This is a genomic window from Methylophilus sp. DMC18, assembly GCF_056314005.1.
This window is the reverse complement of record NZ_JBQUZE010000005.1, coordinates 46,909-61,433: the sequence shown is the minus strand read 5'-3', so window position 1 is coordinate 61,433 and position 14,525 is coordinate 46,909. Positions and strand designations below refer to the sequence as shown.

The following is a 14,525-nucleotide window of genomic DNA, read 5'->3' as shown; positions in this document are numbered from 1 at the left end:
GTGGGATTATAAACTAATCCTGACCGTTTTCTAAGAAGCTGCGCAGGCGTTCCGAACGTGTCGGGTGACGTAATTTACGCAGGGCCTTAGCTTCAATCTGGCGGATACGTTCGCGGGTGACATCAAACTGTTTGCCGACTTCTTCCAGCGTGTGGTCGGTGTTCATTTCAATACCAAAGCGCATACGCAGCACTTTGGCTTCACGTGGGGTCAGTGATTCCAGCACTTCACTGGTGGCATCACGCAGGCTGGCGTACACCGCTGCGTCCATTGGGGCCAGTGTGGTGTTGTCTTCAATAAAGTCGCCCAAGTGGCTGTCTTCGTCATCACCAATCGGCGTTTCCATTGAGATCGGCTCTTTGCTGATTTTGAGGATTTTGCGGATTTTTTCTTCCGGCATATCCATTTTTTCAGCCAGGGTGGCCGGATCAGGCTCGAGGCCAGTTTCTTGCAGGATCTGGCGGCTGATACGGTTCATCTTGTTGATGGTTTCGATCATGTGCACCGGGATACGGATGGTACGTGCCTGGTCAGCGATAGAACGCGTAATCGCTTGGCGAATCCACCAAGTGGCATAGGTAGAGAATTTGTAACCACGGCGGTATTCAAACTTATCCACGGCTTTCATCAGGCCGATGTTACCTTCCTGGATAAGATCAAGGAACTGCAAGCCACGGTTGGTGTATTTTTTAGCAATAGAGATCACAAGACGCAGGTTGGCCTCGATCATTTCGCGTTTGGCGCGACGGGCACGTGCTTCGCCGGTGGTCATTTGCTTGTTGATTTCACGCAACTCTTTAATTGGCAAGCCGACGCGGATTTGCAGGTTTTGCAACCGCTCTTGCTGGTCCAGAATAGAGTGTCTAAAACGCTCTAAACGCTCACCGTAGGCAGGTTTACCTGCCAGCTCGTCATCCAGCCAGTTGAGGTTGATTTCGTTGCCAACAAAGCTCTTGATGAATTGCTGGCGTGGCATATTGGCTTTTTCTACGCAGAAATCCATGATTTTGCGTTCGTGCGTACGCACTTCTTCGACCATGTTACGCACTTGGTCGCACAGAGCTTCAACCTGTTTGGCAGAAAAGCGGAAAGCAGTCAGCTCGTCGAGCACTTGCTGATGCAAAGTCTTGTACTCGGCATCGTTGGTACCTTTAGCCTCGCGGATATTGTTCATTTTGGTATTGGCGGCACGAATCACGGCAAAGCGTGACAGGACCTCTTCTTTGAGTTTTGCCAAGGCCTCGGCCGAAAGCGCAGATGCTTTGGCATCGCTGTCTTCGTCCTCGTCTTCGTCTTCCTCGTCGGCGGCTTCCTCTTCTTCAGCATCCGCCACGGCCAAGGCGTCATCCAGACCGAGGTCGCTGTCGATCAAACCATCGACCAGCTCATCCACGCTCATTTCGTCTTTTTCGACTTTGTCCACCATCTCCAGCAATTGGGCGATGGTGGTTGGACAGGCGGCAATCGCCTGCACCATATGCTTGAGGCCGTCCTCAATACGCTTGGCGATCTCAATCTCGCCTTCACGCGTCAACAGGTCTACCGTCCCCATTTCACGCATGTACATACGCACCGGGTCAGTGGTACGACCAAACTCTGAATCAACCGTGGCCAATGCCTGTTCGGCTTCTTCAGCGGCATCTTCATCTGTCACGGCAGGGGGTGCATCAGACATAAGCAACACTTCGGCGTCCGGGGCTTCTTCATATACCTGGATGCCCATGTCGTTGATCATGCCGATAATGCTCTCGATCTGCTCGGAGTCTTGTACATCATCCGGCAGGTGGTCATTAATTTCGGCGTAGGTCAGGTAACCGCGCTCTTTACCTAATACAATCAGGGTTTTGAGGCGTGTACGACGTGCCTCGGCATCCATTGCCTGGGTGGCGGGGTCTTTGTGTGTTTCGACTTCGTTGATTCCGAGTTCTTTGTCTAAACTTTTATCTGCTTTGGGTCTGGCCATGGCCGATTCCACCTCTAAAATGATTGATGCCGAGTGCTGGCAAACGCTGCAGGCACATCACTCGATTTAACATTACGGGAAACCCTCTATTTTACCAGATTTTTGCACGTTTTTTAAGCATGCCCTCACGGTTTTTAGGGAATTACCGACTAGCGCTTGCTGGTTAATTGCCGCAAGGCTTCACGCTCTGCTTCAGACAACATTGAAAATGGCTTTTCAGTTAACTGCCCCAACAGGGAATTTTCACGTGCAGTGACCGCCATGTCTGATAATTGGGTACATGCCCCCTCAAATTCAAGCGTAAAGTCCAGGCTTTCATCCAACAAAGACAACTCGCGCTGCAATTGGTGTCGTAGCGACTCAGAAATATAGGGCGCAATCATCTGCAACAGCACCACAGGACGAGACTCAGGCTTGGCAATCGCTGCCTTCAACACCACGCGCAACATCTGCGCCTCATCGCTCTCACCCGCCACCTGCTCGAGTAGCGCGGCCTGCGCCCATTGTGGCCGCATAAGCAACATCAACGCCAAACGCAGATGCAAAGATAACGGCGTACGCGAGCGTTGACGCACGGCTTTTTCCTTGGCTTTGGCGGTATTTGGCAATTTCAGCATGCGTTGCATTTCGCCTTGCGCCAGGCCGGTCATCTCGGCGACCTTTTTACGCAACAGCATGGCATAACGCGGCGCCTGAATTTGTTTGAGGATGGGCTCAGCGTCATTCAAGAATTGCACTTTATCCTCTTGCGAGGCCAGCGGGTTACGCTCACTTAAATGCTGAATAATATATTGCGACAATGGCATGGCCTGATTCATCTCGGCCTCAAAGGCTTCTTTGCCAAACTCGCGCACAAAGCTATCGGGGTCATGCTCGGCAGGCAAGAATAAAAACCGCAACTTGAGGCCATCTTTAATGGCAGGCAAGGCATTCATCACCGCGCGCCAGGCCGCAGTCCGCCCGGCTTTATCGCCATCAAAACTGAAAACGATTTCATCGGTTTGCCGCATCAGCTTGGCAATATGAAAAGGCGTAGTTGCCGTGCCCAACGCCGCGACGGCATATTCAATGCCATACTGCGCCAGCGCCACCACATCCATATATCCTTCTACCACCAACACCCGCCCCGCATCGCGGATGGCGCGGCGCGCCATAAACAAGCCATACAACTCGTGCCCTTTTTGAAACACGGGCGTTTCCGGCGAGTTGTAATATTTGGGACTGTCTTCAGGGTTAATTACACGCCCCCCAAAGCCGATGACTTCCCCTTTTTGGTTATGGATAGGGAACATGATGCGGTCACGGAAACGATCGTAGCGACGACCCTGCTCGTTTTGCACCACCAGCCCGGCAGTTTCCAGCGGCTCGGCATCATATTGCGGAAAAACGGTTTGCAAATTTTGCCACCCGGCTGGCGCATAGCCAATCTGGAATTTTGCCGCGACCTGCCCGCTTAAGCCGCGTGCTTTCAGGTAATCAATCGCCCGCGGTGATTTTTTTAACTCGGCTTTGTAATAATTGGCGGCCTGCTGCAAGGTCTCTTGCAAACTGAGTAGCACGGCTTTAGATGTTGGTGCAGGCTGGTTGGGATCACGCTGCTCCTGCGGCACGATCATGCCAACTTGCTTGGCGAGATCATGCACGGCCTCGACAAAGCTCAAGCCGTTATATTCCATCAAAAAACTCAAGGCCGAACCATGCGCGCCACAGCCAAAGCAATGGTAAAACTGCTTGGTCGGACTCACGGTAAAACTGGGGGATTTTTCGTTATGAAACGGGCAACAGGCTGAATAATTGGCCCCGGCTTTTTTCAGCGGAACAGACTTGTCGATGACATCGACAATATCTACGCGATTAAGCAGTTCTTGAATAAAACTTTCCGGGATCATAAATGCAAGTATCGCTGATGCGGGTCAAAAAAACAAAGGGCGCAAATGCGCCCCTGACTCAATGCCTGCAAAAACACACTATCCCAAGGCCACCTTGATCAAGCCAGACACTTTCGCCATATCTGCCTTACCGGCGACCAATGGTTTCACTGCACCCACCACTTTACCCATATCCTTGGCACCCGCTGCACCAGTTTCAGCAATCACTTTGGCGATCACCGCATTGATTTCTTCTTCGCTCAACTGGGCAGGCAAATAAGCCTGCAACACGGTGACTTCAAATTTTTCCTGATCAGCCAAATCCATGCGGTTAGCGCCTTCAAATGCAGCAATCGAATCACGACGCTGCTTGAGCATTTTCTCAATGGCGGCAATCACGGCATCATCGTCCAACTCAATACGCTCATCCACCTCGCGCTGCTTGATGGCGGCTTGCAACAAACGAATCACGCCCAGCTTGGGCATGTCTTTCGCCCGCATCGCGGTTTTCATATCTTCAGAGATTTGTGCTTTCAGGCTCATAGCGGGGATTATTCTCAATTAAAGAAGGACGTTAAAGCGTATGCTTTAAAAACAGCTAAAGGTTGCGGAAATCCACAACCTTCGCATATTTGTTTTTTCAAACCGGGTAGCCAAGGGATGACTTACCCGATCTGCACATCTACTTAAAAAATTAGTAGAGTTTGGTAGGCAACTGTTGGTTGCGCAGACGACGGTACTGACGCTTCACCGCGGCAGCTGCTTTACGCTTACGCTCCCAAGTTGGCTTCTCGTAGAACTCGCGAGCACGCAAGTCGTTCAACAAACCGGTTTTCTCAATCAAACGCTTGAAACGGCGCATTGCAACGTCAAACGGTTCGTTCTCTTTCACACGAATAGCGGTCATGTAATTCCCTATCCTTCAAATATTTGGTTAGACAATGGTGCTTGCGGATTGATGCAGCACTGAAAACCGCGTATTCTATCGCGCTTATTTGGATTTATCAATCCTTTCTGCAAAAAAACGTATGCGAGACTTATCTTAGATGTTGGTATTGGGTATCGAGTCTTCTTGTGACGAAACCGGAGTGGCATTATATGACACGCGCCGTGGGTTGCTGGCGCACGCCTTGCACTCGCAAATCGATATGCATGCAGCCTATGGTGGCGTCGTGCCGGAGCTGGCCTCCCGTGACCATATCCGCCGCGCACTCCCACTCACGCAGCAAGTTCTGGCGCAAGCAGATAAAACCCTGCAAGACCTCGAAGGCATCGCTTACACGCAAGGCCCCGGCCTGGCGGGTGCCTTGCTGGTGGGCACCAGCATTGCACAATCGCTGGCCATGGCCCTGAATGTCCCGTCTGTGGGAGTGCATCACCTGGAAGGCCATCTACTGGCGCCCATGCTCGAAGAAAACCCACCCGCCTTCCCGTTTGTCGCCTTGCTGGTCTCGGGCGGACATAGCCAACTCATGCGCGTGGATGGCATTGGCCAATATGAACTATTAGGTGACACGCTGGACGATGCGGCTGGCGAAGCCTTTGATAAAACGGCGAAACTCTTGGGCCTGGGCTATCCCGGCGGCCCAGCGGTGTCTAAACTGGCCGATCAGGGCAAGCCACAGTTTCAACTGCCGCGTCCCATGCTCAACAGCCCGGATTTAAACTTCAGCTTTAGCGGCCTGAAAACGGCCGTGTTGACGCTTGTGAACAACCAGCCAGAATTGAATGAAGAAACAATTAAAGATATTGCCTGGGAATTTCAAGAATCCGTCACCGAGATTCTGGTGCACAAATGCCTGAAGGCACTCAAACAGACCAAACTCAAACGACTGGTGGTGTCTGGCGGCGTAGGCGCCAACAAACGCCTGCGTACCCGGCTCAATGAAGCCGCCGCCAAACGTGGTATCAGCGTCAATTATCCACGCCTAGAATTCTGCACCGATAACGGCGCCATGATTGCCTTTGCCGGTGCGATGCGCCTGCACGCCATGCAGCCAGGCAAGCAGGATTACAGCTTTAGCATCCGCCCACGTTGGGATTTGGCTGAGCTCAAAGCCCCTCAGTGATTGCCTGCTAAAGGGCGTTGCTGGGCTGTATTTCTACCGCCGATAAAATCTAAAAAAGACTCACAAAACGATCTTCCCAGTTTTCATATCTGGGTTTATCGGCAGTTAGCTATTTCTTTCCAAAACGGCTTTCAGTGCCGGCCAACAGTTTTTCAATATTCGATTGATGACGAATAATCAAAAACGCGGACATCACCACGACCACCGCCACATACACCGGATAAGGTGACAGAAACTGCCAGGCAATCAACGGTGCCAATACGGCAGCGACAAGCGCAGACAACGAAGAAATGCGGCTGATTAAAAACACCGCCAGCCAGACGGCAACCACACTCAACGCCAGCCAACCCGAAAAGGCAATCATCACACCCAATGCCGTCGCCACACCTTTGCCACCTTTGAATTTATGATAAATCGGGTACAAGTGACCAATAAACACCGCCAACCCCACCAGTGCAACCACGTCCATCAACATGCCTGCCTGCAGTGCCAACCAAGTGGGCAACCAGCCTTTGAACGCATCGCCCAGCAAGGTCAAAATGGCAGCAGATTTTTTACCACTGCGCGCCACATTGGTCGCGCCGATATTGCCACTCCCCACGGTGCGTGGATCTGGCAGGCGGTACAGCTTGCTGATAATAATGCCAAAAGCAATCGAGCCTATCAGGTAAGCCGCAGCGATCCACACCAATGCTTCAATATCAAAACCAATTTCGTTCATGCGCTTAATTCCACTGAAATGCAGCCGCTTAGCCAGCCACTGCACGATGTTGTATGATGCCGAATCATACTGGATTCCAGCCTGCGCGGAAATAAAAGGACACAGATTCATGGACACAATTTTTCTCGAACAAGTCAAAGTGCAAACCAAACTGGGCGTGCCAGAATGGGAGCGCACCGTGCCACAAACTGTGATTCTGGATATTGAAATCGGCTACGACTTTAGTAAAGCCTGCCTCAGTGACGCGATTGAAGACACGATTGATTATGGTCAGGTAGTCGCCCGCATTCGCGAAACATTAGCCGAGCATAGCTTTAAACTGGTTGAGGCCTTGGGTGAACATGTGTGCCAGCTGATTTTGCAGGAATTTAAAGCGCAGAATGTGAAGTTGAAGGTAAGTAAGCCGGGGATATTGCCGGGGTTGAAGGCGCTAGGAATTGTTATTTCTCGGACCGCTTAACTCCCCCTGAAAGCTTAAAGCTTTTTCGCCTTTAGGCGAGTTACTTTCTGTTGCTTGCCCCACAGAAAGTAACCAAAGAAGACGGCACCCAGCCATCACGGCCTTCGGCTGCCTTGCGTTGCTCAACAAAGTAAGCGGTCACGAAACTCGCCCTAGCAGCTTGCACACACCGCAAGCTGCCGCGGAGCTCAGACAGTCGCTCCCTTCTTCCTTACTTTGTTTCCGCTACTCAGCGTGATGGAATGGGATTTATCTCACCAAAGTTCCATCGTTGAAATTTGGACGGTTGAAAAACAACAATTATTTCATTAATTCCATAAATGGTTGCGGTCGCATGGTGTTCGGGGTCCCCATCTGCCGCGCCGAGCAACGCAGGGTTGCCGGGAGTCTTCGGCCATCGGCTGTCCGAGTTCCGCAACAAGCCACGAAGTATGTGGCTTGTCAGGGCGAGTTTCGATGGGCGCCCGGCAAGACGAGTAGCACAGGAAACAAGCGGAAGCTGGGGTGCACTTTCTTTTGGTTACTTTATCTTTGTGCAAGCAAAGAAAAGTAACTCGCCTAGAGGCGAAAGAAAAAGGTGGATCTCCGAGGAAATATCTACAAATACTCGCAGCAGGTTCAGTACTCTCTCTTCGATTGTGTCAAGTTTAGTATTAACCTGACCTGGATTCCGGCCTCCGCCGGAATGACAACTTGTTGCAAGATGCACTGGTTCTGCATAATTCAGCCATTACTTAGGCGGAGTATGCTCTGCGAAACCCTGCCTTTCTAGCCAATACAATGCGACAAAATTCTACCCCCTCGGGTGATGCACCTTATGCAGCTGCTGCAACCGCTCCCTCGCCACATGCGTATAAATCTGCGTCGTCGAAATATCCGCATGCCCAAGCAACATCTGCACCACGCGTAAATCCGCGCCATGATTGAGCAAATGCGTGGCAAACGCATGGCGCAACACATGCGGGCTGATATGCTGTGAAATCCCCGCCTGCAAGGCATAACGCTGGATAATGTGCCAGAACGCATGCCGCGTCATGGCATCGCCACGTGTGGTGACAAATACCGCGTCACTCAGACTGCCTTTTAAAATTTCTGCGCGGGCGCTTGCCAAGTAACGGTCTATCCACTCGGCCGCTTCCTGGCCCATGGGCACCAGGCGCGTTTTGCTGCCTTTACCGGTGACGCGCACCACGCCATCTTGCGTACTCACTTCGCTGATTTTGATATTCACCAGCTCTGAGACACGCAATCCGCTGGCATAGAGCAGTTCCAGCATGGCACGGTCTCGCATACCAAGCGGCACATTCACATCCGGGGCATTGAGCAAATCTTCCACCTGCGACTCACTCAGCGTTTTTGGCAGTGACCTAGGCATTTTGGGCGCTTCGATATGCAAGGTAGGGTCTTGCTGAATCAGATTGGCGGCCAGCGCGTACCGGTAAAAACGGCGCAAGGTGGCTATCAGGCGGTTAATACTCCGCACCTTCACTTGCGGGAAACGATGGGCAAGATATGCTTGCACATCATGCGACTGCACCTCCCACAAAGTATGGGTGTGCTGCCTGCACCACTCGGCAAAACCTTTTAAATCATTGCGGTAGCTGGATAAGGTATTGGGCGACAAGCCATCTTCCAGCCAGAGCTGATCGATAAAGGTATCGATTTCAGGAAATGCTGCCGCCTCGGTCAAAGAATGCGCTTTTTGCTGCATCGGCGTTTATTTGTGGCCTTGCTCATGGGCGAGCAGCCAGCGTTTAATCTCCAAACCACCGTCTAAGCCTTGCATAAATCCGCCCAGCCCATGGCTGGCAACCACCCGGTGACAGGGATTAAACAAGGGCAAAGGATTGGCACCGCAGGCATTAGCCACGGCACGTGGGCCAGAGTCAACCGCTGCCGCCAACTGGCTGTAAGTCCAGGTTTCACCGACAGGGATCGCACGCATGGCCTGCCAGACGCGTTGCTGAAAAGCCGTGCCCAGAGTAGAGTGAATAGGTTGCCAGACCATATGCGGATTTTCAAGATAAGTGGCGACTTGATCGGCCACGGCTTGCGCACGCGGATTGGGGCTGGCTTTGACGGGCAATGCATGTAGCAAGAACTGCAGCCGCTCACCGGCCTCATCGCTACGCACACCAACAAAGCCAAAGGGCGCAGGCACCAATGCATCGAGTTCATCATCAAGACTGTTCATGCGCCTATTTAACTGTAATCTTGGCCCGGGTGCAACCAACGATCATTAGAATATGGCAATAAAAAAGCCCTTCAACTGAAGGGCTTTTTGCTGCAACGCTTGAATTAAGAGTTGTCTGCTGCGATGTCTTTTTCGCGAGCAACCAGTTTCTCTTTAATACGTGCAGATTTACCTGAACGCTCACGCAAGTAGTACAGTTTAGCGCGACGCACGTCACCACGGCGTTTCACTTCGATAGAAGCGATCAGTGGGGAGTAAGTCTGGAATGTACGCTCAACGCCTTCACCTGAAGAGATTTTACGCACGATGAAAGAGGAGTTCAGACCTCTGTTACGCTTGGCGATTACAACGCCTTCGTAAGCCTGCACCCGTTTACGGTTACCTTCAACCACGTTTACACCTACAACCACGGTGTCACCTGGCGCGAAGTCAGGGATAGCTTTGTTTAAACGAGCAATTTCTTCTTGCTCTAACATTTTGATAATGTCTGCCATGTCGGTTCCTTTTAATTGTAAAGTGACTCGTTCCTACTCGACGCCTTTTGATGCAACGTCTTTAAGTAGCCTAGCCTCTTCTTTCGTCAACGGCCTTTCAGCCAATAAATCCGGGCGTTTAGCCCTTGTTAGCAGCAGCGATTGTTGTAATCGCCATTGTCTAATCTTTTCATGGTGCCCGGACAACAATACGTCGGGCACCTTTAATCCTGCAAACTCTTCCGGGCGCGTGTAGTGCGGATAGTCGAGCAGGCCATTCACAAATGAATCTTCCTGCGCCGAATCAGCATCGCCAAGTGCCCCAGGCAATTGGCGGATGATGGCATCCAGCAACACCATGGCAGGCAACTCACCGCCACTTAACACATAATCGCCGATGGAGAGTTCTTCATCCACCAAGGTATCCAGCACGCGCTGGTCTACGCCTTCATAGCGGCTGGCTAACAGCACCAGCCCCGGTAATGCTTTGAGCTGCATCACTTTTTCGTGTGTCAGCGGTTTGCCCCGTGGCGATAAGTGGATCACCCTGGGCGTTATTTCTTTCGCACTTAAGCGTGCTTTGGCTTCGCCAATGGCATGTGCCAAGGGCTCCGCAAGCATCACCATGCCTGGTCCACCACCATACGGCCGGTCATCAACGGTGTGATGCACATCCTGCGTATATTGGCGCGGATTGGTCAGGGTTAACTGATACAAGCCACGCTGTTTGGCACGACTAGTAATCCCGTATTCCGTCAGTGCTGCAAACATCTCAGGAAACAAACTGATCACTTCAATCTGCATCATGAGCTGCGCTTTCTTTTAAAAATCGGCATCCCACTCCACAAGCACGGTACCCGCCTGGATATCCACCTCTGGCACAGCGTCACTGGTAAACGGGATCAAACGCTCGCGATACTCTTCGCGCAGTTTGCCATCCTTGCCTTTGACCTGTGTCGGCTGGTTTTCACGCACAACCAGGACATCGTTCGCGCCGGTTTCCAGCACTTGCGTAATCTTGCCGAAATCCACGCCTTCAGTATTGCTGACTTGCAAACCAATCAGATCAGACCAGTAATACTCGCCCTCTTCTGTCTCGGGCAAGGCTTCACGCGGTACAGCAATTTGCTGACCTTTGAGCGCAAAGGCGGCATCTCTATCGCCCACCCCTGACAACTTGATCAGCAACACATCGTTATGGATTTTGGCTTGCTCTACCGTCGTTTCACGCCAATTCGGCGCTTTACCGATCCACCAGGCTTCGTAGTCCAGCAGGCCATCCAGATACTCAGTATCAGGCAAGACTTTTACCCAGCCATAAACGCCATATGGGGCGACAATGCGCCCCATCACAACCATGTTCTCAAACGCCATCTGTATTCAGGCGTTGAAACAATTACTCAGCAGCTGGCGCTTCAGCGGCAGCTGCTTGTGCGGCGGCAGCTTCTGCAGCAGCAGCGTCGGCTTCTGCTTTAGCCTTGGCAGCGGCTTCTGCAGCGGCAGCAGCAATGGCTTTCTCTTTGGCAGCTTCAGCTTTAGCAACTTCTTTCGCTTTAGCAGCAGCCATGCCTTCAACGCCTTTAGCGTGGAATTTAACCAGACGTGCTACGGTGTCGGACAGTTGTGCACCGTTCTCAACCCAGTATTGTGTACGTGCTTCATCAATACGCAGGCCTTCAGCGCCAGCGCGTGCAGATGGATTGTAGAAACCAACGCGCTCGATAAAACGACCGTCACGACGGTTGCGGGAATCTGCCACAACAACGCTGTAAAACGGGTTCTTTTTGGAGCCACCACGTGATAAACGAATAACGACCATAATCTTGTTCTCTTAAAAATGAATTTCTTTGCAGAAAGGCGCGGATTATACTTGATTTTTTAAAACAGTGGCAAGTCTTTTTCACTCACCTGACGATGCATTCCTGTACAGCGTCGGATCAGCCACGCCCGCTTGTATAAATCCCGCTTTGCGGAAGCGGCAGGAGTCACACACGCCACACGCGGCGCCTTGACCATCGGCCTGATAACAAGAAACGGTTAAGCCATAATCCACCCCCAGCGCATGGCCGGTGCGGATAATGTCAGCCTTGGTCATATCGATCAACGGTGCATGCACGGTAATGGTTTGCCCCTCTACCGCAGCTTTAGTGGCCAGATTGGCCATTTGCTGGAAGGCTTTGACATATTCACCACGACAATCAGGGTAGCCGGAATAATCCAGCGCATTGACGCCGATAAAAATATCCCGCGCCTGTAACACCTCGGCCCAGGCCAGGGACAAGGATAGCATAATCGTATTGCGTGCCGGCACGTAAGTGACAGGAATGCCCTGCGTCTCTTGCTCAGGGACGGCGATCGCATTGTCAGTGAGTGCCGAACCACCAAACAAGGACAAATCCAGCTGTACGGTTTTATGCTCGGCTGCCCCCAAGGCTGCCGCAACGCGTTGGGCGGCCTGCAGCTCGACATTATGGCGCTGATGATAATCCAGACTCAGGCAATAACAGTCATAGCCTTGCGATTTGGCAATTGCCAATACCGTACTTGAGTCCAGGCCGCCGGATAATAAAATCACCGCCTTAGGGTTTGCTGCTGTCACGCTTATACTCCTTGTTTCTCGCCCCAGAGAATTTTATGTAATTGAAGCTGCATACGCACCTTGAGGTGATCTTGCAAAATCCAGCTGGCTAAAGTTTCACCACTGACCTCATGAAAGCTAGGCGAAAATAACTGATCGCAATCGGCCGGAAATGCCCGGGTCTGTAACATCAATTTGGCCCAGTCATAATCTTCCCGGCTGCAAATCACCCATTTCACTTCATCACCGGCTTTCAGCAAAGGCAAGTTTTCCCAGCGGTTTTTTTCTACTTCACCCGACCCCGGCGTTTTGATGTCCATAATGACTTTCACGCGTGAATCGACCTCGGCGATATCCATGGCACCACTGGTCTCCAAAGACACTTGATAGCCAGCATCGCCCAGCCTGGTCAGCAATTCAATACAGCCCTTTTGCGCCAGCGGCTCGCCGCCGGTCACGCAGACGTAACGGGTATCGTAGGCTGCAATCTGCTGCATGATGTCATCCAGCGTCATATTGCTGCCGCCTTTAAACGCATACTCTGTATCACAATAACCACAACGCAATGGGCAGCCGGTCAAGCGGATAAAAATCGTAGGCAGCCCGACACGTGAGCTCTCGCCCTGCAGGGAGTAAAAAATCTCGAAAATTTTGAGTGTGGTCATGGGGAAACTAAAAGTAAACGGGCAGATATTGCTATCTGCCCGCTATTATCGCTGAAATAAGGTCATTTCAATAACGAAAATCTGCTATTTGATCGTTTCGAGCACTTTCAAGCGTTTTTGCGCGCTAGGTGTCACTTCAGCCGATGGATAGGCCGCAATGAGATCCTTCAAGGTCTTTTTGGCGGCCGGAATCTGCCCCAACTGAATCTGACTATTCGCCAGATTGAGCATGGCATTCGGTGCCAAGGGATGCGTCGCATAACTCTCCAGAAACTTCTGCTGTGTGGCAGCAGAAGATTTGTAGCTCTTCAATGCAAACTGGGTATATCCCATGCCGTACATGGCATCTGGCACCAGCTTGCTATTAGAGTAAGTCTTCAGGAACGCATCATAGGCATTAAAGGCCTCTTTGTACTTGCCTGCCTGGTTGAGCGACTCTGCCTCGGCAAACGCGCTGGTTTCCTGCTGGGAAACATCAGCTTTTACATCGCCAGTCGTGCCACTCGCGCCTGCGACAGGTAAGCCTTGACCATTTGTCACTGATTGTGCCAAGGTTTCCAGCTTGCGCACACGCGTATCCAGATCGGTATAAGCCGCATTCTGCTTGGTACGCATATCCTCAAGCTGATGTGTCACCACTTCAAGATCACCCTTCAGTTGCGCCACATCCTGACGGAGCTGCTCCAGCTGATTCTGCATGTCCAGCAAACCCTTGCCGTTGATCAGCATTTCCAGACTTTGCACGCGTCTGTCCAGCGATTGCTGGGTGCGCGTCAGGTCTGTGATGGCTTTTTGCTGTGCATCATAATCTGCACCCTGCTTGGTTTCGAGCTCAAGAATACGCTTTCTGGCTTCAGTATCATCGAATAAAGCCGCCTGGCTGACGGTAGACACCGTCAAGCCAAGGGCCATCAATACCGCAGCGTATCGCAAATTACTGACCTGCATAAACGATGTCTACGCGGCGGTCTTGCTGGAAGCAACCGTCATCCGCGCAGTTTTGTTTCGCACGCTCTTCACCGTAGCTCACAGTTTCGATCTGGCTATCGCTCACGCCCAATACGTTCAGCGCATTTTTCACAGCCACGGAACGACGCTGACCCAATGCCAGGTTGTACTCGTGTGTGCCACGCTCGTCGGTGTTACCCTGCAGTACCACTTTAGTTTGTGGGTGGGCGATCAGGTATTTGGCGTGGTTAGCGATCAGGCTCTTGTACTCTTCACGAATCGCGTCGCTGTCGTAGTCAAAGAATACCTGACGCTTGGCCAATTCAGCGGCACTCAACTCGTCTTTGCTGGTATCCACATCAACGGTTTTGATATTGATTTTGTCTGTGTTTGCAGAGCCATCATTACCATTGCCGTTTTGTTTTGCCATTGGGCGAGTCACGCTGGAATCTTCAACCTTGGCTGGGTTCATCGGGGTGCTTTTACAAGCGGTTAGCACTAATGCCAGTGCTGCAATTGTCCAAATACTCTTGTTCATACTTTCTCCTTAAAAATGATTGACTGAATAAAATTAACCAAAAAGACG

At 51.6% G+C, this 14,525-nt stretch carries 17 protein-coding genes; 2 read left to right on the top strand and 15 right to left on the bottom strand.

Annotated elements, in window-relative coordinates:
* Positions 1-13 precede the first annotated feature (13 nt).
* The 4 genes from rpoD to rpsU all read right to left on the bottom strand — a co-directional run bounded on the left by rpoD (position 14) and on the right by rpsU (position 4,738).
* Positions 14-1,963, bottom strand: a complete 1,950-nt coding sequence (gene rpoD / locus ACT53G_RS11920; protein ID WP_194749144.1) for an RNA polymerase sigma factor RpoD — start codon at positions 1,961-1,963, stop codon at positions 14-16.
* A gap of 149 nt (positions 1,964-2,112) precedes the next feature.
* A complete protein-coding gene (gene dnaG / locus ACT53G_RS11915) occupies positions 2,113-3,852 on the bottom strand; it encodes a DNA primase (protein ID WP_476169486.1) in 1,740 nt (579 codons plus the stop codon).
* Between the two features lie 78 nt (positions 3,853-3,930).
* On the bottom strand, positions 3,931-4,374 hold the full coding sequence (locus ACT53G_RS11910; RefSeq protein ID WP_194749142.1) for a GatB/YqeY domain-containing protein: 444 nt from the start codon (positions 4,372-4,374) through the stop codon (positions 3,931-3,933).
* 151 nt (positions 4,375-4,525) lie between these two features.
* On the bottom strand, positions 4,526-4,738 hold the full coding sequence (gene rpsU / locus ACT53G_RS11905; protein ID WP_018987466.1) for a 30S ribosomal protein S21: 213 nt from the start codon (positions 4,736-4,738) through the stop codon (positions 4,526-4,528).
* Positions 4,739-4,877: 139 nt separating this feature from the next.
* Here rpsU and tsaD point away from each other — a divergent pair, with 139 nt between their 5' ends.
* Positions 4,878-5,900 (top strand): tRNA (adenosine(37)-N6)-threonylcarbamoyltransferase complex transferase subunit TsaD, encoded by a 1,023-nt coding sequence (tsaD, locus tag ACT53G_RS11900; protein WP_313986360.1) that lies wholly within the window; start codon positions 4,878-4,880, stop codon positions 5,898-5,900.
* Between the two features lie 109 nt (positions 5,901-6,009).
* Here tsaD and plsY read toward each other — a convergent pair whose 3' ends face one another.
* On the bottom strand, positions 6,010-6,621 hold the full coding sequence (plsY, locus tag ACT53G_RS11895) for a glycerol-3-phosphate 1-O-acyltransferase PlsY (RefSeq protein WP_194749140.1): 612 nt from the start codon (positions 6,619-6,621) through the stop codon (positions 6,010-6,012).
* Between the two features lie 109 nt (positions 6,622-6,730).
* On the opposite strand from plsY, the gene folB reads away from it, so the two are divergent.
* Positions 6,731-7,081, top strand: coding sequence for a dihydroneopterin aldolase (folB, locus tag ACT53G_RS11890; RefSeq protein ID WP_194749139.1), 351 nt, complete (start codon positions 6,731-6,733; stop codon positions 7,079-7,081).
* 793 nt (positions 7,082-7,874) lie between these two features.
* Here the strand turns inward: folB and xerD are convergent.
* The 10 genes from xerD to pal form a co-directional block, all read right to left on the bottom strand.
* Entirely contained in the window at positions 7,875-8,792 is a 918-nt protein-coding gene (gene xerD, locus ACT53G_RS11885; RefSeq protein ID WP_275356510.1) for a site-specific tyrosine recombinase XerD, read from the bottom strand.
* A 6-nt stretch (positions 8,793-8,798) separates the two neighbouring features.
* Complete coding sequence (locus tag ACT53G_RS11880; RefSeq protein WP_379073403.1) at positions 8,799-9,275, bottom strand: methylated-DNA--[protein]-cysteine S-methyltransferase; 477 nt, start codon at positions 9,273-9,275, stop codon at positions 8,799-8,801.
* A 104-nt stretch (positions 9,276-9,379) separates the two neighbouring features.
* Positions 9,380-9,769, bottom strand: a complete 390-nt coding sequence (rplS, locus tag ACT53G_RS11875) for a 50S ribosomal protein L19 (protein ID WP_194749841.1) — start codon at positions 9,767-9,769, stop codon at positions 9,380-9,382.
* A 33-nt stretch (positions 9,770-9,802) separates the two neighbouring features.
* Entirely contained in the window at positions 9,803-10,552 is a 750-nt protein-coding gene (gene trmD, locus ACT53G_RS11870; RefSeq protein ID WP_476169630.1) for a tRNA (guanosine(37)-N1)-methyltransferase TrmD, read from the bottom strand.
* A gap of 18 nt (positions 10,553-10,570) precedes the next feature.
* Positions 10,571-11,107, bottom strand: a complete 537-nt coding sequence (gene rimM / locus ACT53G_RS11865) for a ribosome maturation factor RimM (RefSeq protein WP_476169485.1) — start codon at positions 11,105-11,107, stop codon at positions 10,571-10,573.
* Between the two features lie 37 nt (positions 11,108-11,144).
* On the bottom strand, positions 11,145-11,567 hold the full coding sequence (gene rpsP / locus ACT53G_RS11860) for a 30S ribosomal protein S16 (RefSeq protein WP_194749838.1): 423 nt from the start codon (positions 11,565-11,567) through the stop codon (positions 11,145-11,147).
* Between the two features lie 81 nt (positions 11,568-11,648).
* Positions 11,649-12,347, bottom strand: coding sequence for a 7-cyano-7-deazaguanine synthase QueC (queC, locus tag ACT53G_RS11855; protein WP_194749837.1), 699 nt, complete (start codon positions 12,345-12,347; stop codon positions 11,649-11,651).
* Between the two features lie 2 nt (positions 12,348-12,349).
* The gene (gene queE / locus ACT53G_RS11850; RefSeq protein ID WP_338656300.1) at positions 12,350-12,991 is read right to left on the bottom strand and encodes a 7-carboxy-7-deazaguanine synthase QueE; all 642 of its coding nucleotides are present in this window, start codon (positions 12,989-12,991) and stop codon (positions 12,350-12,352) included.
* A gap of 84 nt (positions 12,992-13,075) precedes the next feature.
* Entirely contained in the window at positions 13,076-13,939 is an 864-nt protein-coding gene (locus ACT53G_RS11845; RefSeq protein ID WP_275356505.1) for a YbgF trimerization domain-containing protein, read from the bottom strand.
* A complete protein-coding gene (gene pal, locus ACT53G_RS11840; protein ID WP_194749834.1) occupies positions 13,926-14,477 on the bottom strand; it encodes a peptidoglycan-associated lipoprotein Pal in 552 nt (183 codons plus the stop codon). The genes ACT53G_RS11845 and pal overlap by 14 nt, the downstream gene beginning before the upstream one ends.
* Positions 14,478-14,525: the final 48 nt, after the last annotated feature.

Bases quoted from the DNA above. Each gene is read 5' to 3' on its own strand.
- rpoD (WP_194749144.1), bottom strand. From the start codon at position 1,963: ATGGCCAGACCCAAAGCAGATAAAAGTTTAGACAAAGAACTCGGAATC.
- dnaG (WP_476169486.1), bottom strand. From the start codon at position 3,852: ATGATCCCGGAAAGTTTTATTCAAGAACTGCTTAATCGCGTAGATATT.
- ACT53G_RS11910 (WP_194749142.1), bottom strand. From the start codon at position 4,374: ATGAGCCTGAAAGCACAAATCTCTGAAGATATGAAAACCGCGATGCGG.
- rpsU (WP_018987466.1), bottom strand. From the start codon at position 4,738: ATGACCGCTATTCGTGTGAAAGAGAACGAACCGTTTGACGTTGCAATG.
- tsaD (WP_313986360.1), top strand. From the start codon at position 4,878: ATGTTGGTATTGGGTATCGAGTCTTCTTGTGACGAAACCGGAGTGGCA.
- plsY (WP_194749140.1), bottom strand. From the start codon at position 6,621: ATGAACGAAATTGGTTTTGATATTGAAGCATTGGTGTGGATCGCTGCG.
- folB (WP_194749139.1), top strand. From the start codon at position 6,731: ATGGACACAATTTTTCTCGAACAAGTCAAAGTGCAAACCAAACTGGGC.
- xerD (WP_275356510.1), bottom strand. From the start codon at position 8,792: ATGCAGCAAAAAGCGCATTCTTTGACCGAGGCGGCAGCATTTCCTGAA.
- ACT53G_RS11880 (WP_379073403.1), bottom strand. From the start codon at position 9,275: ATGAACAGTCTTGATGATGAACTCGATGCATTGGTGCCTGCGCCCTTT.
- rplS (WP_194749841.1), bottom strand. From the start codon at position 9,769: ATGGCAGACATTATCAAAATGTTAGAGCAAGAAGAAATTGCTCGTTTA.
- trmD (WP_476169630.1), bottom strand. From the start codon at position 10,552: ATGCAGATTGAAGTGATCAGTTTGTTTCCTGAGATGTTTGCAGCACTG.
- rimM (WP_476169485.1), bottom strand. From the start codon at position 11,107: ATGGTTGTGATGGGGCGCATTGTCGCCCCATATGGCGTTTATGGCTGG.
- rpsP (WP_194749838.1), bottom strand. From the start codon at position 11,567: ATGGTCGTTATTCGTTTATCACGTGGTGGCTCCAAAAAGAACCCGTTT.
- queE (WP_338656300.1), bottom strand. From the start codon at position 12,991: ATGACCACACTCAAAATTTTCGAGATTTTTTACTCCCTGCAGGGCGAG.
- ACT53G_RS11845 (WP_275356505.1), bottom strand. From the start codon at position 13,939: ATGCAGGTCAGTAATTTGCGATACGCTGCGGTATTGATGGCCCTTGGC.
- pal (WP_194749834.1), bottom strand. From the start codon at position 14,477: ATGAACAAGAGTATTTGGACAATTGCAGCACTGGCATTAGTGCTAACC.